At 64.4% G+C, this 21,189-nt stretch carries 22 protein-coding genes; 5 read left to right on the forward strand and 17 right to left on the reverse strand.

Going from position 1 to position 21,189, the window contains the following annotated elements; translation table 11 throughout:
• Position 1: 1 nt before the first annotated feature.
• The 16 genes from murB to L5849_RS06775 all read right to left on the reverse strand — a co-directional run bounded on the left by murB (position 2) and on the right by L5849_RS06775 (position 17,003).
• The gene (murB, locus tag L5849_RS06700) at positions 2-928 is read right to left on the reverse strand and encodes a UDP-N-acetylmuramate dehydrogenase (protein ID WP_236925079.1); all 927 of its coding nucleotides are present in this window, start codon (positions 926-928) and stop codon (positions 2-4) included.
• Positions 929-972: 44 nt separating this feature from the next.
• Positions 973-2,397 (reverse strand): UDP-N-acetylmuramate--L-alanine ligase, encoded by a 1,425-nt coding sequence (gene murC, locus L5849_RS06705; RefSeq protein ID WP_236924927.1) that lies wholly within the window; start codon positions 2,395-2,397, stop codon positions 973-975.
• Positions 2,394-3,590, reverse strand: coding sequence for an undecaprenyldiphospho-muramoylpentapeptide beta-N-acetylglucosaminyltransferase (gene murG / locus L5849_RS06710; protein WP_236924928.1), 1,197 nt, complete (start codon positions 3,588-3,590; stop codon positions 2,394-2,396). The genes murC and murG overlap by 4 nt, the downstream gene beginning before the upstream one ends.
• A complete protein-coding gene (locus L5849_RS06715) occupies positions 3,587-4,843 on the reverse strand; it encodes an FtsW/RodA/SpoVE family cell cycle protein (RefSeq protein WP_370459171.1) in 1,257 nt (418 codons plus the stop codon). The genes murG and L5849_RS06715 overlap by 4 nt, the downstream gene beginning before the upstream one ends.
• A 5-nt stretch (positions 4,844-4,848) precedes the next feature.
• Positions 4,849-6,144, reverse strand: a complete 1,296-nt coding sequence (gene murD / locus L5849_RS06720; RefSeq protein WP_236924929.1) for a UDP-N-acetylmuramoyl-L-alanine--D-glutamate ligase — start codon at positions 6,142-6,144, stop codon at positions 4,849-4,851.
• Positions 6,141-7,211: a phospho-N-acetylmuramoyl-pentapeptide-transferase gene (gene mraY / locus L5849_RS06725; RefSeq protein ID WP_115416194.1), complete on the reverse strand. Its 1,071-nt coding sequence runs from the start codon at positions 7,209-7,211 to the stop codon at positions 6,141-6,143. The genes murD and mraY overlap by 4 nt, the downstream gene beginning before the upstream one ends.
• 17 nt (positions 7,212-7,228) lie before the next feature.
• Positions 7,229-8,695: a UDP-N-acetylmuramoyl-tripeptide--D-alanyl-D-alanine ligase gene (murF, locus tag L5849_RS06730; protein WP_236924930.1), complete on the reverse strand. Its 1,467-nt coding sequence runs from the start codon at positions 8,693-8,695 to the stop codon at positions 7,229-7,231.
• Entirely contained in the window at positions 8,692-10,164 is a 1,473-nt protein-coding gene (locus L5849_RS06735) for a UDP-N-acetylmuramoyl-L-alanyl-D-glutamate--2,6-diaminopimelate ligase (protein ID WP_236924931.1), read from the reverse strand. The genes murF and L5849_RS06735 overlap by 4 nt, the downstream gene beginning before the upstream one ends.
• Complete coding sequence (locus tag L5849_RS06740; protein ID WP_236925080.1) at positions 10,161-11,864, reverse strand: penicillin-binding protein 2; 1,704 nt, start codon at positions 11,862-11,864, stop codon at positions 10,161-10,163. Before L5849_RS06740 ends, L5849_RS06735 begins: the two co-directional genes overlap by 4 nt.
• Positions 11,865-11,926: 62 nt before the next feature.
• Positions 11,927-12,433, reverse strand: a complete 507-nt coding sequence (locus tag L5849_RS06745) for a hypothetical protein (RefSeq protein ID WP_115416191.1) — start codon at positions 12,431-12,433, stop codon at positions 11,927-11,929.
• Positions 12,433-13,371, reverse strand: a complete 939-nt coding sequence (gene rsmH / locus L5849_RS06750) for a 16S rRNA (cytosine(1402)-N(4))-methyltransferase RsmH (protein ID WP_236924932.1) — start codon at positions 13,369-13,371, stop codon at positions 12,433-12,435. The genes L5849_RS06745 and rsmH overlap by 1 nt, the downstream gene beginning before the upstream one ends.
• Positions 13,368-13,853, reverse strand: a complete 486-nt coding sequence (locus L5849_RS06755; RefSeq protein WP_368735726.1) for a division/cell wall cluster transcriptional repressor MraZ — start codon at positions 13,851-13,853, stop codon at positions 13,368-13,370. Before L5849_RS06755 ends, rsmH begins: the two co-directional genes overlap by 4 nt.
• A 347-nt stretch (positions 13,854-14,200) precedes the next feature.
• A complete protein-coding gene (locus L5849_RS06760) occupies positions 14,201-14,992 on the reverse strand; it encodes a GldG family protein (RefSeq protein ID WP_236924934.1) in 792 nt (263 codons plus the stop codon).
• Positions 14,970-15,332, reverse strand: a complete 363-nt coding sequence (locus L5849_RS06765) for a hypothetical protein (protein WP_236924935.1) — start codon at positions 15,330-15,332, stop codon at positions 14,970-14,972. The genes L5849_RS06760 and L5849_RS06765 overlap by 23 nt, the downstream gene beginning before the upstream one ends.
• 31 nt (positions 15,333-15,363) lie before the next feature.
• On the reverse strand, positions 15,364-16,380 hold the full coding sequence (locus tag L5849_RS06770; protein ID WP_236924936.1) for a cysteine synthase A: 1,017 nt from the start codon (positions 16,378-16,380) through the stop codon (positions 15,364-15,366).
• 305 nt (positions 16,381-16,685) lie between these two features.
• The gene (locus tag L5849_RS06775) at positions 16,686-17,003 is read right to left on the reverse strand and encodes a 2Fe-2S iron-sulfur cluster-binding protein (protein ID WP_115416185.1); all 318 of its coding nucleotides are present in this window, start codon (positions 17,001-17,003) and stop codon (positions 16,686-16,688) included.
• A 90-nt stretch (positions 17,004-17,093) separates the two neighbouring features.
• Between L5849_RS06775 and L5849_RS06780 the strand changes: the two genes are divergently transcribed.
• The 3 genes from L5849_RS06780 to L5849_RS06790 are packed head-to-tail and all read left to right on the forward strand — an operon-like array spanning position 17,094 to position 19,607.
• Positions 17,094-17,711: a DNA-3-methyladenine glycosylase gene (locus L5849_RS06780; RefSeq protein ID WP_236924937.1), complete on the forward strand. Its 618-nt coding sequence runs from the start codon at positions 17,094-17,096 to the stop codon at positions 17,709-17,711.
• A gap of 22 nt (positions 17,712-17,733) precedes the next feature.
• Positions 17,734-18,540, forward strand: coding sequence for an SDR family oxidoreductase (locus L5849_RS06785; RefSeq protein ID WP_115416183.1), 807 nt, complete (start codon positions 17,734-17,736; stop codon positions 18,538-18,540).
• A gap of 20 nt (positions 18,541-18,560) precedes the next feature.
• On the forward strand, positions 18,561-19,607 hold the full coding sequence (locus L5849_RS06790) for an alpha/beta hydrolase (RefSeq protein WP_236924938.1): 1,047 nt from the start codon (positions 18,561-18,563) through the stop codon (positions 19,605-19,607).
• Here the strand turns inward: L5849_RS06790 and L5849_RS06795 are convergent.
• Positions 19,596-19,889: a 4a-hydroxytetrahydrobiopterin dehydratase gene (locus L5849_RS06795; RefSeq protein WP_236924939.1), complete on the reverse strand. Its 294-nt coding sequence runs from the start codon at positions 19,887-19,889 to the stop codon at positions 19,596-19,598. The two genes, L5849_RS06790 and L5849_RS06795, sit on opposite strands and share 12 nt — an antisense overlap.
• A 57-nt stretch (positions 19,890-19,946) precedes the next feature.
• Here L5849_RS06795 and ccmA point away from each other — a divergent pair, with 57 nt between their 5' ends.
• Both ccmA and L5849_RS06805 read left to right on the forward strand, forming a co-directional pair.
• Positions 19,947-20,528, forward strand: coding sequence for a heme ABC exporter ATP-binding protein CcmA (ccmA, locus tag L5849_RS06800; protein WP_236924940.1), 582 nt, complete (start codon positions 19,947-19,949; stop codon positions 20,526-20,528).
• A complete protein-coding gene (locus L5849_RS06805; protein WP_115416179.1) occupies positions 20,525-21,178 on the forward strand; it encodes a heme exporter protein CcmB in 654 nt (217 codons plus the stop codon). Before ccmA ends, L5849_RS06805 begins: the two co-directional genes overlap by 4 nt.
• Positions 21,179-21,189: the final 11 nt, after the last annotated feature.

A 21,189-nucleotide genomic window follows, 5' to 3' on the forward strand; every position in this document is an offset into this window, starting at 1 on the left:
CTTACGGCCGCCCCACGCGCTGGATTTCCCATTCGAGCTCGACGCCCGAATTCGCATAGACCCGGCGTTTCACCTCCTCGCCCAGCCCCTCGATGTCGGCGCTGGTCGCATTGTCGATATTGATAAGGAAATTGGTGTGCTTTTCGCTCACCTGTGCTCCGCCCATCTTCAGGCCGCGGCACCCGGCCGCATCGACCAGTTCCCAGGCCTTCCTGCCCGGCGGGTTCTTGAATGTCGAACCGCCCGTCTTGGTCCGCAGCGGCTGCGAATTTTCGCGCGCTTCGGCGATTTCGTCCATCTTCGCGCCGATAATCTCGGGATCGCCGGGCTCGCCCCGGAAACGGGCGCGAACCACCACCGCACCATCGGGCAGCACGGAGTGGCGATAGCTATAGCGCAGATCCGCTGCCGGAAGCGTAACGAATTGCCCGCCCGGAAGGATCACGTCGCAGTCGATCAGCACATCGCTGACCTCGCGGCCATAGGCCCCGCCATTCATCCGGACAAAACCGCCCACCGTGCCGGGGATGCCGCGCATGAATTCGACCCCGGCAATCCCCGCATCGCGCGCTGTCGACGCCACCAAAATGCCATGCGCCCCCGCACCGCAGGTCAGCGTGTGATCGTCGCCCACCTCGATATCGGCAAAGGGTTTGCCGAGCTTGACGACGACGCCGGGAACACCGCCATCGCGCACGATCAGGTTCGAGCCCAAGCCCAGCGCCATCACCGGAAGGTTGCCGCCTAGCCGTTCGAGAAACAGTCTGAGATCGTCGAGATCGGCCGGCTCGAACAGCCAGTCCGCCCTGCCGCCCGACTTGAACCAGACCAGCTTGGCCAAGGGCGCATCGGGCGTGAGCTTGCCGCGCAGGCCGTGCATGTCGATGGGCGCCGCTATGCTGCCCTCGACCTCGCAATCGGGCGCCATCCCGCTATCCCAGTTCCACGCATCGCCGGGCTGGTCGCGATCGCTCATGCCGTGGTCGCCTTCGCGATGCCATTCTGCAGGCCTGCCGCCCACTGAGTGATGTCCCCCGCCCCGAGACAGACCACGAAATCACCCGCGCGCAAATCACTCGCGAGCTTTTCGGCAAGCTCCGCCTCGTCCTCGACCGTGGCAGCGGCGCGGTGGCCGCGCGCCTTGAGACCGGCAACGAGCGCATCGGCATCGACGCCTTCGATCGGGTCCTCGCCCGCGGCATATACGGGCGTGACATAGACCTCGTCCGCCGCGTTGAAGCAGCTCTGAAAGTCGTCCATCAAATCGCGCAGACGTGTGTAGCGATGCGGCTGGACCACAGCGATCACGCGGCCTTCGCCGGCGCTTTCGCGCGCAGCATCAAGCACGGCCCTGATCTCGACCGGGTGATGGCCATAGTCGTCGATGATCGTCGCCACGCCATCGCCGCTTGGCACCTCACCCACTTTGGTGAAACGCCGCCGGACGCCGCCAAAGGCGGAAAAGCCATTACAAATCACATCGTCGGGGCACCCCATCTCGATCGAAACCGCGATCGCGGCGAGCGCGTTCTGGACGTTGTGCCGCCCCGGCATCGGCAGGCGCACGCCTTCGATCCGCCGGTCTTCCTGGCCCCGGCGGCGCACGATGACATCGAAACAATTGCCACCCGCATCGGGGCGCACGTTCACGCCGCAAATATCGGCCTGCAGGTTGAAGCCATAGGTTACGACATTGCGGTCGCGCACCTTGCCGATCACCGCCTGAACATCCTCGTGATCGATGCACAATATCGCTGCACCGTAAAACGGAACATTGTGGATGAATTCCACGAAGGCGTCCTTCACCCCATCGAAATCCCCATAGTGGTCGAGGTGTTCGGGATCGATATTGGTGACCACGGCGATGGTGCCATCGAGACGCAGGAAGCTGCCATCGCTCTCATCGGCTTCGACCACCATCCATTCGCTGTCGCCGAGGCGTGCGTTCGAACCATATTGTTCGATGATGCCGCCATTGATGACTGTGGGGTCGATTCCGCCCGCATCGAGCAGCGCGGCGATCATGCTGGTGGTGGTCGTCTTGCCATGGGTTCCAGCCACGGCAACGGTCGACTTCAGCCGCATAAGCTCGGCCAGCATTTCGGCCCGACGCACGACCGGGATGCGATTCTCCAGCGCAAAGGCGACTTCCGGATTGGTGCGTTTGACCGCCGTGGACGTAACGACCACAGCCGCGCCTTCGACATTCTCCGGCGCATGACCGATGGCGATCTTCATTCCGCGTTTGCGCAGGCGCTCGACCGTCGGCCCTTCCTTCATGTCGGAACCCTGAACCTGGTAGCCAAGGTTATCCATCACCTCGGCAATGCCCGACATGCCGATGCCGCCAATGCCGACGAAGTGAATGGTGCCGATATCCGTCGGGACCCCCCTCATTTCGTGATCTCCCGGCTTGCGCCCTGGCCCGCGGCCATGCCCTGCGAAGCGCCGCGCGCATTGTTGCCGCCCACGCGGATCACATCCATCATGTCCGCTCCGCCGAAACTTTCGACGAGATCGGCGAGATCCTGGGCCGCCCGGGGCCTGCCGCAATTCCACGCCGCATGCGCCGCTTTGGCGAGCCCCTGCGGATTTTCCGCCAGCGCCTTGATCTGCTTGGCCAGTTCCTTGCCGGAAAAGCGTTCCTGCCGGATCATGCGCGCACCGCCAGACCGGGCCAGCTCGCGCGTATTGGCGGCCTGATGGTCATCGGTCGCGATCGGCAGCGGAATAAGGATTGCAGGGCGGCCGACAGCGGTCAGTTCCGCAATCGTCGAAGCGCCCGCGCGCCCGATGAACAGATGCGCATCGGCAAGCCGTGCGGCCATATCCTCGAAATAGGTCGCCAGTTCCGCCGGAATGCCGTGGTTGCGATAGCGCTCGCGCACTGCGTCCAGATCTTCGGGGCGGCATTGCTGAGTGACCTGCAGCCGCTGGCGCAAGGCGGGCGGCAGCATCGAGAGGCCGTCGGGCACGATTTCGGACAAAACCCGGGCACCCTGACTGCCGCCTGTCACCAACACGCGCAGCAGACCGTCTTCGGTAAAGGCGGGAAACGGCTCTTCGCGCAGCGACAGCACGCCCGCGCGCACCGGATTGCCGACAAGGTGAACCTTCTCCGCATGTTTCGTATCGAGCCGCTCGACCTCCGGATAGGCGGTTGCGATCGCCTGCACCCGGCCTGCGAACAAACGGTTAACGCGGCCCAGAACAGCGTTCTGCTCATGCACAACGGTCGGCACATCCGCGCTGGTGGCGGCAAGGATCGTCGGCAGCGAGGGGTAGCCGCCGAACCCGACGACCGCACTCGGTTCGAAGCTGTCGAACAAACGCAGAGCCATGCGGCGCCCCTCGAGAACCGCCATCAGTCCCTTGAACCAAGTGAGCGGATTGCGGCCGAACCGCCCCGCCGGAATGACATGCGCGGGCAGGAAGTCGGGCTTGCCGGGAATCTCGGCGCCGCGCGCATCGGTAATCAGCGCGACATGGTGTCCGCGCCGTTCCAGCTCGGTAGCCAGCGCAAAGGCGGGCAAAAGGTGCCCGCCCGTGCCGCCAGCGGCGAGGACATAGTGGCGATTTGCACCGGTCATGGATGTATCTCCCGCCGTGCGGAACCCGTCTGGTCTTTCATCGGGGCCGTCTGCCCTAAGCCGAGCCTGTCGCCAAGTCCCCTGGTCTTGCTTTTCAGGAACGGATTGCGCCGCGTGACCGCCAGCATCAGCCCGACATTGAGACAGATCGCGATTGTGGAAGATCCGCCATAGCTCACCAGCGGCAGCGTCATGCCCTTGGAAGGGAAAAGCTGCAGATTGACGAGGATATTGATGAAAGCCTGCCCGCCGAGCAGGGCGATGAGCCCCGCCCCGGCCAGCAGCGCGAAAATATCCTCCTCATCGATCAACCGCATCAGGACCCGCACCACGATCGCAAGGTAAAGCAGGACGATCAGCCCGCAGGCGATCAGGCCGAATTCCTCGCCGATGACGCTGAATATATAGTCGGTATGCGCCTCAGGCAGGCTCATCTTGCGGATGCCGAGGCCATAGCCCGCCCCCGTCCAGCCCCCGGCCAGCAGGGTGCGACTGGCGAGATCGACCTGATCGAAAGCCGTGCCTCCGCCGAGAAAAGCATCGATCCGGTGGCGTGCATTGTCATACAGGAAATAGGTCGCGGTAAGAACGACAATCCCGCCGCCGATCACCGCGCCAAGCCGCTTCACGTCGACGCCAGACAGCACCACCATCACGAACCACACGCCGCCGAACAGGATCGTGCCGCCGAAATTGGGCTGCATCATCATCAGCGCGGCAATCAGCGCCAGATAGGCAGTGGCGATGCCCAGCACCGGCAGGTTGGGATCGCGCATGCGCCAGCTCAGGATCCAGGCCATGGCGATGGCGAAGCCGGGCTTGAGAAACTCGGAAGGCTGGAACTGCATGCCCAGACTGATCCAGCGGCGTGCCCCGTTGATTTCTACCCCGATTATGGGGACGAGGAACAGCAGCACCGTCATCACCGCTGCGAGCAATATGCCGAGACGCCGCGCATTCTCACGCGCCAGCATGGATATTCCGAGCATGGTTCCCAGCGCCAGGACCTGCCAGGCGAGATGCCGGTAGAAGAAATAGAGCGGGTCGAGCGTCTGGCTCGAGGTCGAAAGCCGATCCGCACTCGCCGGGCTGGCGGCGGCCACGGCGATGGTGCCGAAGCTCATCAGCAGCAGGACCAGCAACAGCAGCACCCGGTCGATCTCGCGCCACCAGATCTTGAGTTCGGTCCAGCGAGAGATCTTGCCCTTGGGGATGTGCGCGGGCTGGCGCTTGCCGGGGACGTAGGGCTGCATGGTGTTCATGTCAGCCCCTCCACCAGCGCGCGGAAGTGCTCGCCGCGCTTTTCGAAATCGGCGTATTGGTCGAAGCTGGCACAGGCGGGGGACAGCAGCACGGTGTCGCCCGCCTCGGCCCTGGCGGCAGCAGCAGCTACCGCGCGGTCGAGCGTTTCGCACTGCTCCACCGGTACACGCCCTTCAAGCAATGCGGCGAAGTCCGGCCCGGCCTTGCCGATGGTGTAGGCGGCTTTCACATGGCCCAGCTCGGCCTCGCACTCGCCCAGCCCCGGCTCCTTGGCGAGCCCGCCGACGATCCAGTGGACATTGTCGAATGCCGCCAGCGCGGGCGCGGAGGCGGCGGTGTTGGTGCCCTTGCTGTCGTTGACATAGGCGACGCCGGAGATTTCGGCGACACGCTCCATGCGGTGCGGAAGGCCTCTGTAACTCTCTAGTCCCGCGCGGATTTGCGTTCCGGCGAGGCCCAGTATGTCGCAGACCTCGATGGCCGCGGCAGCGTTCTCCAAATTGTGAGGGCCTTGCAGCGATGGCCAATCGGCCTGCTCGCTGGGCTCCACCCCCCTGTTCTTCAAGACATCCTCGAGGATGCTCGCAATCGTACCTTCGGCAAATTGGCCCAATACCCGCGCATCGGTAAACCGGGCGATGGAATTTTGGCCGCGCCTCTGCATCGCGAGCAGACGCGACTTGCTGGCCGCATATTTTGCGAAATCCCCATCGTACCGGTCGAGATGATCCGGTGTGATATTGAGCAGCACCGCCACATCGCAATCGAGCGAATAGGTAAGATCGATCTGGTAGCTCGACAGCTCCAGCACATAGACCCCACCTTCGGGCAAAGGCTCCTGCTCGAGAATCGGCAGGCCGATATTGCCGCCCATGGTGGTCGGCACGCCTGCCTCTTGCAGAATGTGGTGAACCAGCGCGGTGGTGGTCGATTTGCCGTTGGTGCCGGTGATGCCGACGATCTTGTGCGGCGGCAGTTCCGCCCTCGCCTGCGCAAAAAGCTCCACATCGCCGATCACCGGCGCGCCGAAGCTGTCGGCATGGGGCTTGATCGGGTGGGTGTTGAGCGGGACGCCGGGGCTGACCACCACGCCCGCATAGCCGGTCAGGTCCGCCTCCAGCGGATCGCCGATGGCGCAGCGCCCGCTAAAAGGCGCGCGCGCCTCGGCGCGGTCGTCCCACACGAGCACGTCCGCGCCTGCCGTCAGCAGCGCCTCGACCGTGGCCCGGCCGGACCGCGCGAGGCCGAGCACCGCGTATTTCTTGTCCTTCCAGGCGGTCGAGGTGATCATCGTAGCTTGAGCGTCGCGAGCCCCATGAGTGCGAGCACGATCGACACGATCCAGAAACGGATCACGACCTTGCTCTCCGACCAGCCGAGCTGTTCGAAATGGTGGTGGATCGGGGCCATGCGGAACACCCGCTTGCCGGTGCGCTTGAACCAGAACACCTGGATGATGACGCTGAGCGCCTCGAACACGAACAACCCGCCGACGATGGCCAGGACGATCTCGTGATGCGTCGCCACGGCAATCGCGCCGAGCGCACCGCCCAATGCGAGACTGCCCGTGTCGCCCATGAAGACGGCGGCGGGCGGCGCGTTGAACCACAGGAAGGCGAGCCCCGCGCCCATGATCGCGGCACAGAAGATCGCCAGTTCGCCCGCGCCCGCAACATGCGGGATGCCGAGATATTCGGAATAGTCCACGCGGCCGACGAGATAGGCGATCAGCGCGAAAGTACCGGCCGCGATGATTACCGGCATGGTTGCCAGCCCGTCGAGCCCGTCGGTCAGATTCACTGCATTGCCCGCCCCGACGATCACGACGGCAGCGAAGACATAGTAGAACGCGCCCAGCTCGACGCCGAAATCATTAACGAAGGGGACATAGACGAAAGTGTTGATCTGGCTGACCGTGATATAGGCGGCCACCCCCGCCACCGCGAATTCCAGCAGCAACCGCACACGCGCGGAAACGCCCTTGTGGCTGGCCTTTGAAACCTTGTCGTAATCGTCGAGGAAACCGATCAGGCCGAACCCCAGCGTCACCGCGAGACACGCCCAGATGAACGGGTTGCGCAAATCCATCCATACCAGGACCGACAGCGACAGGCTGATGAGGATCATCAGCCCGCCCATGGTCGGCGTGCCGCGCTTGGCAAGATGGCTCTGCGGGCCGTCTTCGCGGATCGGCTGCCCCTTGCCCTGCCGGACACGCAACATGTCGATGAAACGTGGGCCGATCACCAGGCCGATCACCAGCGCGGTCATCAGCGTCGCCCCGGCGCGGAAGGTCTGATAGCGCACGAGGTTGAAGATGCCTTCGAAATTCAACCATTCGGCGAGGAGATAAAGCAAGCAAGCCTCTCGTCGCGTCAGCCGACGCGGGTGAAATGATCCACGAGCCGACCAAGGCCGACCGAGTTGGAGCCCTTGACCAGAATGGCATCGCCCGCGACGACACCGAAGTCCTCGAGCAGCTCGATCGCCTCGTCGGCACTATCGCAATGCGCGTAGGCAAGCGGCTTGCCAAGCGCGGTGTTCTGCGGTTTCCCCAATTCCCGCGCGAGCACACGCATCTCGTCGCCAACCAGCAACGCGTAATCGACATCGGCTTCGATGATCGGCTCGGCCAGGGCGGCGTGGAATTTAGGAGCGAAATCGCCCAGTTCCTTCATCGCTCCGAGAACGGTAATGCGCCGGGTCGAAGGCGTTTGGGCCAGTTGCGCAAGCGTGGCGCGCATGCTGGCGGGATTGGCATTGTAACTTTCGTCGATCAACAGCGCCTTTCCGCCGGGAGCGTCGATGCCATGGCGCGCGCCGCGCCCCTTGAGGCCGCCCATTTCGGCAAGTGCGAGACCGGCCGCCGCCAGATCGCCGCCCGCCGCGCGCACCGCCGCCATGACCGCCAGCGAGTTCACCACCCAGTGATCGCCGGGTTCGGCAACGGTGTAGCACAGCCGTCCTTCGGGGAATTCGCAGGTCACGAGGCTGCCGCCATTGGCGCTGGGAATCGCGTCGAGCAGGCGCATGTCGGCAAAGCGCGCCCTGCCGAAGCTGACGACCCGCGCCCCCACCCGCAGAGCCGCGAGCTTGAGCTGTTCGTAGTGAGGGGTATCGGCGGGGATCACGGCAACGCCACCCGGCTCCAGCCCGGCGAAGATTTCCGCCTTGGCGTCGGCGATCGCCTCCATGCTGCCGAGGTTCTCGATATGCGCCGGGGCGATGGTGGTGATGACCGCGACATGCGGGCGCACTTGCGTCGTGAGGCCCTCGATCTCGCCCGCATGGTTCATACCCATCTCGAAGACGCCGAAGCGGCTGCGCGCGGGCATGCGGGCCAGGCTCAGCGGCACACCGACATGGTTGTTGTAGCTGCGGGTCGAACGGTGCGCCGCACCGCGGCTGGCGCGTTCGAGGCTGGCGAAAATCGCTTCCTTGACGCCGGTTTTGCCCACCGATCCGGTCACGCCGATGATTGTCGCTTCGGCGCGATTGCGGGCCGCGCGCGCCAGCGCCTCGAGTGCCTCGCTGGTGTCTTCCACGAGAATGTGCGGCCATTCGACCGGGCGGTCGACGATCGCCCCGGCAGCGCCATTGGCGAAAGCCTTATCGAGAAAGCGATGGCCATCCATCGCCTCGCCCTTGAGAGCGACGAACAGATCGCCATTGACCACGTCGCGGCTATCCATTTCGACACCGGCAACCTGGAAATCATGGCTGGCGGCGCCCCCCACGGCTTCGGCGATGCTCTTCGCATCCCACAGCGTCAGCGGCAGGCGGTCGCGCGGATCGGCGGGCCATTCGACATAGGCCGGATGGCGCAGGATCGCCGCGCTCATGCGGCACCTCTGGCTATTTCAGCAGCGCATTCGCGCGCGACATCGACGTCGTCGAAGGGCAACACCCGCATGTTTTCTCCCGATCCGATGATCTGACCCGTTTCATGTCCTTTGCCGGCGACGAGGACGATATCGTCCGCGCCCGCTTCGGCGATGGCTGCGAGGATGGCTTCGCGACGTCCGCCAACTTCGCGCGCCCGCGGCGCTCCGGCAAGCACCTGGCGGCGGATTTCCGCAGGATCTTCGCCGCGCGGATTGTCGTCGGTGACGATGACCACATCGCTGGCCTTGGCGGCTGCCTCGCCCATGGGGGCGCGCTTGCCATGATCGCGGTCGCCGCCGGCACCGAACACTGTGATCAGCCTGCCATCGACGTGCGGACGCAGCGCCGCGATCGCCGCTTCGAGCGCGTCGGGCGTGTGGGCATAATCGACATAGACCGGCGCGCCCGAAGGCGCGATCACAGCGCGTTCGAGCCGTCCGCGCACTGGCTGCAAACGGGCGACCGCATCCCACACCAGCCCTGCATCGATACCCGTCGCCAAGGCAAGACCGGCGGCCGTAAGAGCGTTCGAAACCTGATAGGCGCCGATCAGCGGCAGGTTGATCGTCCGGTTCTTGCCCTCATGTTCGACCGTCAGCGACTGGCCGAGTTGAGTCGGCTCGCGCTTGGTCAGGCGGATCGCCTCGCCCTGCTCGCCCACGGTCATGATGGTCAGTCCGCGCTTTGAAGCATGTTCGACCACGCGCGCGTTCCAGCCGCTTTCGCCCGAGCCCATCCACACAACCGCAGTTGCGCCGTCGGATACGACTTCGTCGAACAGCCGCATCTTGGCCGCGAAATATTCTTCCATGTCGGCATGATAGTCGAGATGGTCGCGGCTGAAATTGGTGAAACCGGCAGCCTCCACCGCCACACCCTCATTGCGATATTGCGAAAGGCCGTGGCTCGAAGCCTCATAGGCCACATGGGTCACGCCTTCGCGCGCCAGCCCGCTGAGGTTCGACAGGAAGGTGACGATGTCGGGCGTCGTCAGCCCGGTCGAAACGCTTTCGTCCGGCGTGGTGACGCCCAGCGTTCCGATACTTGCAGCGCGCTCGCCCGCCATGCGCCAGATCTGCCGCGTCATTTCGACGGTAGAGGTCTTGCCGTTGGTCCCCGTGACGGCGACGATATGATCCGGCACCGGCGTGAAATATTGCGCAGCCAAAGCGGCGAAAGCGCGGCGCGGCGTATCGTCGGCGATATGGATAGCACCTTCGACCTTCGCACCGGGCCGGGCGACCACCGCGACTGCGCCGCTCTCGATAGCGGCGTCGATGAAGTCCTCGCCATTGACCTGCGAGCCCTGAAAGGCTCCGAACACCGTACCGGGCGCAACCTTGCGGTTGTCGATCGCGAAACCGGTCACGTTGATATCGGCATTGCCGGGATACCCCGCTGCGGCGCAGAGCTTGGCAAGCTTCACTTGTTCGCCTCCGGGATCAGCGGTTTGATATCGGAAATATCGACGTCGCGCGTATCGTCGGGGCGCACGCCGATAAGCGGGCCGATGCGCGGAACCAGGCGGCCCACGATGGGCGCCGCGTTCCAGGCGGCGGTACGCTGGTAGGAACTGGCCAGGGTGCCGCGCGGTTCGTCGAGCATGGCTATCACGACATAGCGCGGGCGGTCCATCGGGAAGGCTGCCGCGAAGGTCGAAACCAGTGCCGTTCGCCGATAGCCCGCCTTACCGCCCGGTTTCTCGGCAGATCCGGTCTTGCCGCCTACGCGATAACCCGGCGCATCGGCGTTCTTGCCGGTACCGTAGATCGAGATCGCTCGCAAAATCTGCCGCATCCTGCTCGACGTCGAGGCCTTGAACACCCGGCGCCCCTTGGGGGCCTCGCCCGGGCCGAGTTTCTTGAGGGTCGTCGGACGCCAGATACCGCCATTGACCATCGCCGCATAGGCGCTGGCGAGATGCAGGGGGGTCACGGCGATCCCGTGACCGTAGCCGATCGTCATGGAGCGCAGGCGCCGCCACTTCTCGCCGGGCCAGATCGGAAAACCCTTTGCGGGGAGCTCTATATAGGGGCGCTCGTTCATACCGAGATCGATCATCGTGCGGCGCATGCGTTCGGGACCCAGCTCGTCGACCACGCGCGCGGTAACGGTGTTGGACGAATGGATCAGCGTCTCGACCACATTGAGGTCGGCGCCCATGTCATGGCTGTCCTTGATACTGAAGCGGCCGACCTTGACCGGGCTGGCATCCCAGCGCCGACCCAGATTGCGCACCACGCCAGCATCGATCGCCGCGGCGACCGACAAGGGCTTGAAGGTCGAACCCAATTCATAGACTTGGTTGGTCACCCGGTTGAACATGAGTTTTTCGCCGCGCGCATCGATCTTGTTGGGGTCGAATTCGGGCAGCGAGGCCAGTGCGAGCACCTCGCCCGTATCGACGTCGAGCACGATGCCCGCCCCGCCCTGCGCCTGGACGAGCTTCATGCCACGCCGCAATTCGTCTTCCAGCGCGCCCTGAACGCGGGAATCGATCGACAGCGCGACCGGAGTGCCGCGCGTTGCCGGATTGGAAAGCTGCGCGTCGAGCACCTGCTCCATCCCGACGCGCCCCTTGCCATCGGCGGCGACGTAACCAAGAACATGCGCGGCCATCGAACCCTGCGGATAATGCCGGTCGTTTTCCATCGGCATTTCCAGCGCGAGTTCGCCGATTTCCTGCACGCGGTTGGCCTCTTCCGGCAGAACGCGGCGGCGGATATAGCCCTGCTTGCCCGAAGCGAGCTGCGCGGTCACGGCGTTCTCGTCGAGATCGGGGAAGATCGCTTTCAACTTTGCCGCAACAGTTGCGGGATCGCGCACCAGCGGAGCCCCGCCTTCGCCCAACGCGTTCGGGTTGAACCACAGAGCATAGGCCGGAAACGCACGGGCAAGCGGCACACCATTGCGATCGGTAATTTCCCCACGAGGGGGCAACAAGGCCTCTTCGAGCGACGTCCCGCGCAATCCCTGGTCGGACATGCCGAGATAGGAAATCCGCACCAGCGCCAGCAGGGCGACGAAAACGAAGCCCAGAACGATCCACAATATGCGCCAGCGAGCGAGCGTCAGCGAGCGCTGCCGCACGGTGACCAGTTGGACGCGGCCGGAGGCCACGGCCATGCTCACCGCCCCGTGCCCGCTCTTGCCTGCGGCGATCGCAGGCCCGAAGCCGGAAAAGGCGTTCACTGGCTCACCTCGGCAACCGCGGCCATGGAGACGGCAGGGCTGGCGAGCCGGTCGGCCAGAGCCTCCGTCGCCGCCAATTCATGCTTTGCCGGCCGCGCCTTTTCGCGTCCCGCCGGATCGTCCTCCAGCCAGTCGGCGAACAACCCGTCCTCTTCTGCCGCCGGGCGGTTGAGCGCGACGCGGACCGGGTCGGGCGCATGGAGGCCGCGCGGGGCACCCAGTACGGCGAGCTGCCTTTCGCTCTCGAGATACTGGTCGGCGCGCGGCGCGGAATATCCGAATTCCACTGCATTCCAGTCGGATAATTGTTGCTGGCTGGCGCGCGTCTCGAATTCGGTTTCAAGCATGAGCTTGGCACGCTGCGCGGCAATGATCTGGCGTTCGGCCAGACGCACGTCGCTCTTCACCGCATTGACCTTGAAGGTCAGTGCGAGGAGCAGCGCGAAACACACGCCGAGGACCAGTGCCCAGCCGATCTGCCTGATGCGCGACCCGCCGACCATCACGCTGCCTCCCGCGCAGGCGTCGCCGTGCGCGTTGCATGGCGCAGAACCGAGGAACGCGAACGCGGGTTGCGCTCGATTTCCGCATCTGTCGGCTTTATCGCTTTGGAGATCTTCGAAAAAACCGGATCGTCCTGCGCCACCATAGGGACATGACGCGAGGCGCTCGGGGTTGAGGACGCCTCGCGCAGGTAGCGCTTGACGATCCGGTCTTCGAGGCTGTGGAAGCTGACCACCGCAAGGCGGCCCCCTTCCCGCAGCAGGTGTTCGGCAGCCGACAATCCTTGGGACAGTTCGTCGAGCTCGCCGTTCACGTGAATTCTGATGGCCTGAAAGGTGCGGGTGGCCGGGTCTTTCTTGTCATGCGGCTTGTGACCCAAGGCCTTGCGTACCACGCGGGCCAGCGCCCCGGTGGTTTCCAGCGGACGCGCGGCGACAATCGCCCGCGCGACGCGGCGCGACTGGCGCTCCTCACCATAGGTATAGAGGACATCGGCGATGGCCGCCTCGTCGGCGGTGTTGAGGAAATCCGCCGCGCTTTGGCCGTCCTGGCTCATCCGCATGTCGAGCGGACCGTCGGACGAGAAGGCAAATCCGCGATGCGCCTGGTCGAGTTGCATCGAGGATACGCCGATATCCATCACCACGCCGTCGACCTTCGCGACGCCGTTCGATGTCATGACGTCGAGCATCTCGGAAAAGCGGTGCGGATGAAGAGTGAGGCGCGGCGGATTATCCTCCGTTTCGCGCCAGGTGCGGCCCAGGGCAATTGCGTCGGGATCCCGGTCGAAGGCATGCACGGTCGCGCCGCGATCCAGCAGCGCACGGGTGTAGCCGCCCGCGCCGAAGGTCGCGTCGATCACTACGTCGCCGGGCTGCGGGTCGAGCGCTGTGATCACTTCGTCGAGCAGGACGGGGATGTGCGGGGCGCCGGTCATTTTCTTTTCGCCTTTGCGTCGGCAAGGAAGCTCTCGCAGGCGGCCTTGGCGCCCGCCCAATCGTCGCCCATTTTGCCGAGCTGATCCGGGTTCCACAGGGTGAAGAAGCGGCCGCCGCCCTGAAAATAGAGACCGCCCTCGATCTGGCCGAGCGTGCGCAGATGGTCGGGCATGACGAACCGCCCGCTATCGTCGAAAGGCAATTCCTGAAAGCCGAAGAGCTGGCTGGAGCGGGTATCGCGATCGAAGTCTTTCCCGAGACGAACCGCCATTTCCTCTTCGCGGTCGAGCTGGGCTTCGAGTTCGGGCTTACGGGACAGGCCGAAGCCGACCAGGCAGGTCCAGGTCGGGTGCTTCATCAGGCACAGAACGCGCCCGTCGCTGCTTTCCTTGACCGCTTTGCGGAAGAGGGGCGGAAGCACGAAGCGGCCCTTGTCGCCCGCGGGCGAATAGGCCTGTCCGCTATACCCTCCGAAAGACACTGTACCCAAACCCCGAAATCGGTTTTGCTTACCTCCCCATCTGACAAGACTTCTCCGCACTCGCCCGAGCATGCGGGCGAGCCACCCAGCCTGCGGGCCGGGCGCGCATAGACAGTGCTTGTCCGATGTGGTCCGGGTTTACAGCGGGAGAGGCGGGGATGGAAGGGAAATTTGCGGGATTTTACGGGAAAAGCTGACAAACCTCTGATTTACATTGCTATTTTTCCCACCGTCATTCTTGAACACCCTACCAATTCCTTAACGAAAGGTTTGGAAAAGCGCGTGTTTTCAAGGAATCGGTCAAGCGTTCGGGGCGGGACGCCGGGCTCTGCCCGCGATTTCCCGTCTCAGGCCGCGTCGGCGGTTTCATCCGGCTGCGCGAGGTCGCGCTGCTCGTCCATCAGGGGGCGAAGAAGATGCCAGAGTGCGTCCCTGCGTGCCGAAGGGACCGGGTCGGCTCCCTCCCAATCGAGCACGGCGGCATCGGCGTAAAGGACCGCCGACCCTCGCCCGCGCACGCACCGGGCGAACAGCGCGTCGCCAATGGGCTGGCACGCCCGATCCGCCGCGCCGGTATCCTTGCGGATGAACCGGCCTCGCAAATTCACCGGAAAGTCCCGGCCATCGACTTCGACCATTCGCTCGCCGCCAGGCTGATCCTCGTCGAATTGCAGCTCCACGCCCCAGCGTGACAAGATCGGCGAAAGCAGAACCACATCCTGCGGTCTGCGCCGGTCTCCGATCGGATAGCGCGTGTGCCGGGTCAGCATCGGATCGGCGAGGATCACCGCCTTGCCGCCCTCTGCCACCCATCGGTCGAACGCGACGTTTTCCGACGGCGCAAGCGGTCTGGGCTGCGCCAGGATTACGCGGTCCAGGCCTGCCAGCGCATCTTGCTCGAGCGTATCGAGGGGAACCAGTTCAAAGCGCGTTTCGAGTTCCGCGCGCACCCAGTCGGACTTTCCTTCGCCATCGATGAAAGTACCGATTTCGCCCTCGCCCCAGTAGAGCGGTATGCTCGTGAAAAGGCCCAAGCGGGGTTTGGACAGATCTTCGTGATCGGCCTGCCCTGCCGAACAGGCAGCAGCCAGCAGCGCAAGAAAGGGCAGCAGCGCCCTAGTTCTGAGCCGCTGGAACATCGTCTTCGGTCTGCGGGCCGGGTGTGGGAATGGCGGTGGCGGTTACATCCGGCTCTACCGGCAGATCGGGCACCACCCCTGCCTCGACCAGCGGATCGTTCTGCGGAGCGGCCTGTGTCGGTTCGGTCGTCGGCGCGGCAGCGGGCACGGTGGTCGCATCGGTTTCGGCGGCGCGGTCCTGAACGATGCTGGCCAGCCCGATCAGCAGGATCATCATGACGATGCCGGTGATGCCGATCTGCAGCCGCTGCACCGTCCGCGCACGCCGCGCATCGTTGCCGGGCACGTCGGGCAGGTCGCCAACCAGCGGCTTGCGGCTCATATCGAAGAATTGGTGCACGCGCATGAACCTAGGGAGGCCCGCCCATCAGTCAATCGTCCGTTTGCAACCAGCCGAACACGGGCAAGCCCTTCGCCGCCAGCCATTCCGCATTATAAAGCGTCGAGAGGTAGCGAAAACCCGTGTCGCACAGAATCGTCGCGACACGAGGATTCTCGCGCCCTTCGGCGACCAATTGCTTGCCGAGCGCGATCGCTCCGGCAACATTGATGCCGCTGGACAGGCCAAGGCACAGCCCCTCGTCGCGCAGCAGGCGGGCGACCCAATCCAGACCTTCCTCATCGGAGACGCGGAATTGCGTGTCGATCGGCGCGCCTTCGAGATTGGCGGTGATACGCCCCTGCCCGATACCCTCCGCCACGGACGATCCTTCCGCCTTCAACTCGCCATGGGCAAAATAGTTATACAGCGCCGCGCCATGCGGATCGGTCAGCGCGATGGTGACGTTTTCGTCCAGTTCCTTGAGCCCCATCCCGACTCCGGCGATCGTCCCGCCGGTGCCGGCCGCACAGGTAAAACCGTCGATCCGGCCATCGAGCTGATCCCACAGCTCCTTCGCGGTCGTCTCGATATGCGCCTTGCGGTTGGCCGTATTGTCGAACTGACCCGCCCAGATCGCGCCGTCGATCTCGTCCGCCATGCGGCGCGAGACGTGCTGGAAATGGTTGCAGTCGGCATATTTGGTCGGCGGGACGGTGACCAGCTCCGCGCCCAGCGCGCGGATGGTCTGCATTTTTTCCCTCGACTGGTTGTCGGGCATTACGATGATCGTGCGATAGCCCAGCGCATTGGCCACCAGCGCGATGCCGATACCGGTATTGCCGGCCGTGCCTTCGACCACCGTACCGCCGGGTTTCAATTCGCCCCGCTCTTCCGCATCGCGGATGATGTAAAGTGCTGCGCGGTCCTTCACCGAGGCGCCGGGATTGGCGAATTCGCATTTGCCGAAGATATCGCAACCGGCTTCCGCGCTCGGCCCCTCCAGGCGGACGAGCGGCGTATTGCCGATGAGGTCGAGCGTCTGCTCGCGTACGGGAATTGTAGTCATGAATGCGGAGGTAGTGCGCCCCCGATGCGAGCGCAAACTACAAGCGCTTGCAGGGCGGAAAGGGGGATTGAGTGTTTGTTACGTACGCCCGAACATCCGCCCGGCCCGTGGATGTTCCATCCCGCGCGCCTGCCGGTGTTCTTGTTGGGTGCGGTCAGGACATCCGTCCCGACCTTGCTGTTCCAGCCTGCTCCCCCTCCCGGCCGCCCCCGACCGCCCACAGAATACCATGCCTTGGGTGGCCGGGAGGGAGCGGGATGGGACAGGGCGCAGCGACTGACGCAGTCAGGCGCGAACAGACGCCATTAGTCCTCCGGCGCGATCGTAACCTTCAAGCCGTCCAGTTCCGCCGTAAACGGGATCTGACACGACAGGCGCGACGTAGCTACGCGATGGTCGGTCGATTCGAGCAGATCGTCCTCATCCTCGCTCATTTCGGGAAGCTTGTCGGCAAAACCCGCATCGACATGGACGTGACAGGTCGCGCAGGAACAGCAGCCACCGCATAATGCGAGGAGTTCGTCGAAGCCGTTATCACGGATCGCTTCCATAACGGTCAGGCCGTCGGCGACATCGATCTCGCTTGTTTCGCCTTCGCGGGTGGTCACGATCAGTTTGGGCATTACGTCTATCCTCGGTTGCAAAGGGCCACTGGCCCAACCTATGCGTGGCGCTGCTATTCAATCGCGACGGGGAAGGCAAGTTCACTCGCCATGGGGCTGACCAATGCACAATTGCGCGAGCATCTGGATATTGTCGCTGCGGACGACGCGGCGGTGGCCGCGGCGATCATGCGTTGCGGTTATCCCGAAGAACGCATCCGTCCGATCGGCTACAAAACATTGCTGCGTACGATTGTGGGCCAACAGGTCAGTGTGGCGGCTGCCGCATCGGTCTGGAACAAGCTCGAAGCGGAGCTGGGCGAAGACATGCCCGCGCATGAATTGCTTTCGAGAGATTTCAATACCTTAAGGGCATGCGGGCTGTCGCGGCAGAAACAGGGCTATGCGCGATCGCTATGCGAACTCGTCGCCAATGAGGAAATCTGCCTCGAAGATCTGCCGGCGGACGACGAAGAAGCGATTGCGGAATTGACCCGGATCAAGGGGATCGGGCGCTGGTCGGCAGAGATATATCTGTTGTTCGCCGAAGGCCGTCCGGACATCTGGCCCGCAGGCGATTTGGCCGTTCAGGAAGCGGTCGGCCGGCTTCTCGACCTGCCGGAACGACCGAGCGAGAAGCAAACGCGAGCCCTAGGCGAGCAATGGCGGCCCCATCGCGGCGCGATGGCCATCTTCACCTGGCACACCTATAACAACGCGGCGCTGTAGAGCCGCTGGAGGGAGAGAGAACATGAGCGATCGCAAGGCGATTTTCATCACCGGGGGCGGCTCCGGCATCGGGCGGGCGGTCGCCCTGTATTTCGGCGCGCGCGGATGGTTCGTCGGCCTTGGCGACATCGACAAGGCGGGCATGCGCGAAACCGAAGAGCAGATCGGCAACGGCTTCGTCTATTCGCATGTTCTCGACGTCCGCGACCGCGCGGCCTGGGACGAAGCGCTCGAAGCCTTCTCGGTTGCGGCCGGCGGTCGCATCGACGTGGTGTTCAACAATGCCGGCATCCCGCTCGGCGGATCGCTGCTCGAAAACAGCACCGAAGAAATCGAGCGCTGCCTCGACATCAACTTGAAAGGCGTGCTGTTCGGTGCGCAGGCCGCGTATGCCCACCTCCAGAAGACCGCGCCGAGTTCCTGCCTGCTCAACACGGCCAGCGCGGCGGGCATTTACGGCACGCCCGGGGCCAGCGTCTATTCGGCGACCAAATTCGGGGTTCGCGCGATTACCGAAAGCCTCGATGGCGAATGGGCCGAGGACGGCATCAGGGTGCGCTCGCTAATGCCCAGCTTCATCGACACCCCGCTGCTCGACCATAACCCCAATGCGCGGACCAATGAAGGCATCCGCCAGCGGGTGCGGGACGCGGGGCTGGAGATAACGCCGGTCGAGGAAGTCGCTGCCGCTGCCTGGGCCGCAGTCCATGGCGAAAAGCTGCACACCACCGTGGGCAAGACCGCCAAGACCATGGCCTTCGCCGCGCGCTGGCTGCCTGGCCGCGTCCGCAAGCAGACCCGTTCGTCGTTCCGCCCGCTGGGCCAGTAACGCCTTTCGGAGCCATATACATGCGATTGCTTTCCATTTTCGGTGCTGCCACGGCGCTGGCGTTCGCTCTCCCAGCGTCCGCGCAGCTCACCGGTGGCGAGCCGCTCGCGGTCGCCACGACCTATACGGTCGAAACCGGCGTTCTGGACGGGGAAGGCCGCAAGATAACTGTGCGTCTTCCGACCGGATACGAAAAGGAGCCGGAAAGACGCTATCCCGTGGTCTATCTCCTCGATGGCGGGCCGGACCAGGATTTCGAGCACATTGCCGGTATCGCCCAGAGCCGCGATATGAACTGGTCGTTCGCCCCCTTCATCCTCATCGGCATCGAAAGCGTGAACCGCCGAAAGGAACTGTCCCCACCGGTCGCCGATCCGAAGCCCTATGAAGAATTTCTGCGGGCCACGCCCGGCGGATCGCCCAGCTATCGCCGCTTCCTGCGCGAAGAGCTGAAGCCGCTGGTCGAGGCGAGTTTCCGCACCAATGGGCGCGACGCGATCATCGGAGAATCGCTTGCCGCGCTGTTCGTGGTGGAAACCCTGCTCGAGGAACCGACACTGTTCGACGATTACATCGCCATCTCGCCCAGCATGTGGTGGGAGCAGATGAAATACGGCAAGCAAGCTGCCGCCTATTTCGCGCGGCACCCGGAGGGAGACCGCCGCCTCTATCTCACCACCGCCAATGAAGGCGACTGGCACCGCGAGGGGACCGAACGGCTGGTCGATGCGCTGCGCGCCTCGGCGCCCGACGGGCTTGCCTGGACATTCGTCGACGCGGGCGAGAGCGAAACGCACGGAACGCTTTACCATCCGATGGCGCTCGATGCCTTTCGCCTGCTCTTCGCCGCGCCGCAGCGCGAGTATAAGAGCTATCCGCTGATCGGAGGACCCGAAGTGGGAGAGCGTACGCCAGAAGAACAGGCGCGCGTCGACACCGAATGCACGCTGGAAAACAGCCGCTGGACGACACCCGGCGCGGCCTCACGGGGCCGTGCCCGCCTGTATTACGAATGCCTGCTCTACGACCTCGGACCGCGCCCGCGCGAGGGAACGCTAGGCCAGTAGTGCGTCGATCTTGCGCGCCATCTTGACGTCGCGCCGGCTCAGCCCATCCGCATCATGCGTGGTGAGCGTGATTTCGACGCGGTTGTAGACGTTGAACCATTCGGGATGATGGTCGCGCGTTTCCGCGATCATCGCGACGCGGGTCATGAACCCGAACGCTTCGGAGAAATCGGCGAATTCGAAGGTGCGTTCGATCGCCTTGCCTTCGCGCGTGAGCGTCCAGCCCTTCAGACCGCTCAGCCAGCTGTCGCGTTCCTCGGCGGTCAATTGCTCGACGGTCATGGGCGCGAATCTCCTCTTGCTTGTCGCTGCGGGCGCTTTTGCCTATCGCCCCCGCCCATGCAAGCTCGCCTCGTCGCAAAGGATATAGCCTGCCGCCGCGGCGAGCGGCTGCTGTTTCGTGGACTCACGCTTGAATGCGGTGCGGGCGATGCGTGCCATATCACCGGCGCGAATGGCATAGGCAAATCCAGCCTCATGCGCATCCTTGCCGGACTCTTGCGACCCTATGCCGGCAAAGTGGATCGCAAGGGCGCCATGGGTCTGGTGGACGAACGACTCGCTTTCGATGCGAACCTTCCACTCGGCAAGGCGTTGGCTTTCTGGCAACGGATCGATGGATGCCGAGAACCCGGGCGCGCGCTCGAACTGCTCCAGCTTGGACCGTTGATGGATGTGCCGGTACGCTATCTTTCCACAGGCCAGAAGAAACGCGCCGCGCTGGCCCGCCTGCTCAACCGGGGGTGTCCCATCTGGCTGCTGGACGAACCGCTCAACGGGCTCGACAGCCAGGCGCAGAAAACCTTCGAGACGCTGATCGAACAGCACTGCGCCGGTGGCGGGATTGCCATGGTTGCCTCGCACCAGCATATCGCCCTCCCCTCGCCGACCCGCGTCGAGCTGGCGGAGTTCGCCGCATGATCGGCACGCTTCTGCGACGGGACCTCGGATTGCTGCTGCCCGGCGGGCGTGGCGGCGGCGGCGTTCTGCCGCTGCTTTTCTTTCTTGCCGTTGCGATGCTTTACCCCTTCGCGGTGGGGCCGGACGCGCAATTGCTCGCTCGTACCGGAGGCGGTGTGATCTGGGTGGCCGCCCTTCTGGCAGCGATCCTTCCGCTCGAAAAATTGGTGTCGGGCGATCTCGATGCCGGGGTGTTCGATCAGTTGCACCTACGGGGCATAAGCGAGGAGCTGGTTATGGCGGTACGCTTGCTGGCGCATTGGTTGGCTTTCGCCCCCTTGCTGCTTCTCGCGACGCTTCCCGCAGCCGGATTGCTGGGCCTCGATGGCCCCACGACCCGCACGGTTCTGCTCGGCCTGCTTGCCGGAACACCCGGGCTCGCTGCCGTGGGGCTCGCCGTGGCAGCCCTTACCGCAGCCCTGCGCGGAGGGGCGGCATTGGCCGGTCTGATGGTGATCCCGCTGGCCGTTCCCATTCTGATTTTCGGGGCCGGAGCGCTTTCTACCACCGGCGATGGCGGGATCGCCCTGGCCGCCGCTATCAGCCTGGGCCTGTGCGCCGTGACGCCCTTCGTCGCGGGCGCCGCAATACGTTCCGCGCGCGAAGGGTAGTTGGCGAACGC

Source organism: Erythrobacter sp. SN021, assembly GCF_021864455.1.

Excerpts from the sequence above, each read along its gene's own strand:
- rsmH (WP_236924932.1), bottom strand. The coding sequence starts at position 13,371 with ATGACCGGCGCCCCGCACATCCCCGTCCTGCTCGACGAAGTGATCACA.
- L5849_RS06770 (WP_236924936.1), bottom strand. The coding sequence starts at position 16,380 with ATGACTACAATTCCCGTACGCGAGCAGACGCTCGACCTCATCGGCAAT.
- L5849_RS06715 (WP_370459171.1), bottom strand. The coding sequence starts at position 4,843 with ATGCAGCCCTACGTCCCCGGCAAGCGCCAGCCCGCGCACATCCCCAAG.
- L5849_RS06785 (WP_115416183.1), top strand. The coding sequence starts at position 17,734 with ATGAGCGATCGCAAGGCGATTTTCATCACCGGGGGCGGCTCCGGCATC.
- L5849_RS06795 (WP_236924939.1), bottom strand. The coding sequence starts at position 19,889 with ATGACCGTCGAGCAATTGACCGCCGAGGAACGCGACAGCTGGCTGAGC.
- murG (WP_236924928.1), bottom strand. The coding sequence starts at position 3,590 with ATGACCGGTGCAAATCGCCACTATGTCCTCGCCGCTGGCGGCACGGGC.
- ccmA (WP_236924940.1), top strand. The coding sequence starts at position 19,947 with ATGCAAGCTCGCCTCGTCGCAAAGGATATAGCCTGCCGCCGCGGCGAG.
- murD (WP_236924929.1), bottom strand. The coding sequence starts at position 6,144 with ATGATCACCTCGACCGCCTGGAAGGACAAGAAATACGCGGTGCTCGGC.
- murC (WP_236924927.1), bottom strand. The coding sequence starts at position 2,397 with ATGAGGGGGGTCCCGACGGATATCGGCACCATTCACTTCGTCGGCATT.
- L5849_RS06740 (WP_236925080.1), bottom strand. The coding sequence starts at position 11,864 with ATGGCCGTGGCCTCCGGCCGCGTCCAACTGGTCACCGTGCGGCAGCGC.
- L5849_RS06745 (WP_115416191.1), bottom strand. The coding sequence starts at position 12,433 with ATGGTCGGCGGGTCGCGCATCAGGCAGATCGGCTGGGCACTGGTCCTC.
- L5849_RS06805 (WP_115416179.1), top strand. The coding sequence starts at position 20,525 with ATGATCGGCACGCTTCTGCGACGGGACCTCGGATTGCTGCTGCCCGGC.
- L5849_RS06790 (WP_236924938.1), top strand. The coding sequence starts at position 18,561 with ATGCGATTGCTTTCCATTTTCGGTGCTGCCACGGCGCTGGCGTTCGCT.
- L5849_RS06780 (WP_236924937.1), top strand. The coding sequence starts at position 17,094 with ATGGGGCTGACCAATGCACAATTGCGCGAGCATCTGGATATTGTCGCT.
- L5849_RS06760 (WP_236924934.1), bottom strand. The coding sequence starts at position 14,992 with ATGTTCCAGCGGCTCAGAACTAGGGCGCTGCTGCCCTTTCTTGCGCTG.
- murB (WP_236925079.1), bottom strand. The coding sequence starts at position 928 with ATGGCGCCCGATTGCGAGGTCGAGGGCAGCATAGCGGCGCCCATCGAC.
- L5849_RS06775 (WP_115416185.1), bottom strand. The coding sequence starts at position 17,003 with ATGCCCAAACTGATCGTGACCACCCGCGAAGGCGAAACAAGCGAGATC.
- murF (WP_236924930.1), bottom strand. The coding sequence starts at position 8,695 with ATGAGCGCGGCGATCCTGCGCCATCCGGCCTATGTCGAATGGCCCGCC.